The organism is Microcystis sp. M53598_WE2 (assembly GCF_030067735.1).
GTDB classification, from domain to species: domain Bacteria; phylum Cyanobacteriota; class Cyanobacteriia; order Cyanobacteriales; family Microcystaceae; genus Microcystis; species Microcystis aeruginosa.
This window is the reverse complement of the sequence record NZ_JASJFE010000098.1, coordinates 1-1,420: the sequence shown is the minus strand read 5'-3', so window position 1 is coordinate 1,420 and position 1,420 is coordinate 1. Positions and strand designations below refer to the sequence as shown.

Here is a 1,420-nt window from a genome sequence, read left to right as displayed (position 1 = left end):
CGCTAAATTCAATTAACAAGAATTGTTCCTCGATATACAAAAAAATCTGGCCAAGGGAGAGTAAATTTTTTTCAAGGACGATAGTATAGTCCCAAGAAAAAAACTCCTAGATACTTTATCGGAAAAAATAAAGAAAAGCCAGAGCAATCAACCTCGATATTTTGCCGAAACCAATCATCATTATAGGAGATGAAAACTATGGTGTTAGATGCCTTTGCCAAAGTCGTTTCTCAGGCCGATACCCGGGGGGAATACCTGAGCGAGAATCAAGTCAATGCCCTAATTGCCTTCGTCAAAGATGGTAATAAACGCGTGGATGTGGTCAATCGTCTTTCCAGTAATTCTTCTGCGATCGTTACCGATGCCGCGCGTAGTTTGTTTTCAGAACAGCCCGTTTTAGTTGCCCCCGGTGGCAACGCCTATACAAACCGTCGTGCGGCCGCCTGCTTGCGGGATTTGGAAATTATCCTGCGCTACGTTACCTATGCCACCTTCACCGGCGATGCCAGCATCCTCGATGATCGCGCCTTGAACGGTCTCCGGGAAACCTACGTCGCCCTGGGAGTTCCGGGAGCTTCTGTTGCGGCCGGAATTCTCAAGCTCAAAGACGCTTCCCTTGCCCTAGCGGCCGATCCCAACGGGATCACTCGCGGGGATTGCAGTTCTTTACTAGCAGAAGTCGCTTCTTACTTCGATCGAGCGGCGGCGGCAGTTTCCTGATGCTGTGACTTTCTTATCTCAATCCGATTAAACTTTTGTAGGAGCAATTCCATCCATGACCAAAACACCTTTAACCGAAGCGGTAGCTACTGCCGATTCCCAAGGCCGTTTTCTCAGCAGTGCTGAATTACAAGTAGCCTTCGGTCGTTTCCGTCAGGCCGCCATCACCCTAGAAGCGGTAAAAATCCTCGCCCAAAAAGCCCCCAGTTTAGCCCAAGAAGCAGCCAACGCTGTCTATCAAAAATTTCCCTACACCACCCAACTCCAGGGGCCGAACTATGCCTACGATGAGCGGGGGAAATCCAAGTGCGTTCGTGATATCGGCTACTATATCCGAATTATCACCTATGCCCTCGTGGTAGGGGGTACAGGCCCGATCGATGAATATCTAGTCGCCGGTTTGAGTGAAATTAATAGTGCCTTTGAACTATCTCCTAGCTGGTATATCGAAGCCTTAAAATACATCAAAACCAATCACGGATTAACTGGGGATGCTGCTGTAGAAGCTAATTCCTACATTGATTATGTGATCAACGCCCTTAGCTAATTTACGTCAACTTCACATCAAAATAAGCTCAAATCTCCTAAATTCACCTCGGGATGAGCGCCGAGGTTTTTTTGCGTCCGCCTAACTTAGGGCTTGCTGAAAAAGTTTTTCGGTGGTGGCAGGGTGTGGGGTGTGGGGTGTGGGGTGTGGGGT

The 1,420-nt window shown here is 48.3% G+C and carries 2 protein-coding genes; both read left to right on the top strand.

The features are described from left to right. Positions 1 to 201: 201 nt before the first annotated feature. Positions 202 to 720 (top strand): C-phycocyanin subunit beta, encoded by a 519-nt coding sequence (gene cpcB / locus PX636_RS02255; protein ID WP_002733930.1) that lies wholly within the window; start codon positions 202 to 204, stop codon positions 718 to 720. A gap of 55 nt (positions 721 to 775) precedes the next feature. After that, on the top strand, positions 776 to 1,267 hold the full coding sequence (cpcA, locus tag PX636_RS02250; protein WP_002762687.1) for a C-phycocyanin subunit alpha: 492 nt from the start codon (positions 776 to 778) through the stop codon (positions 1,265 to 1,267). Positions 1,268 to 1,420: the final 153 nt, after the last annotated feature.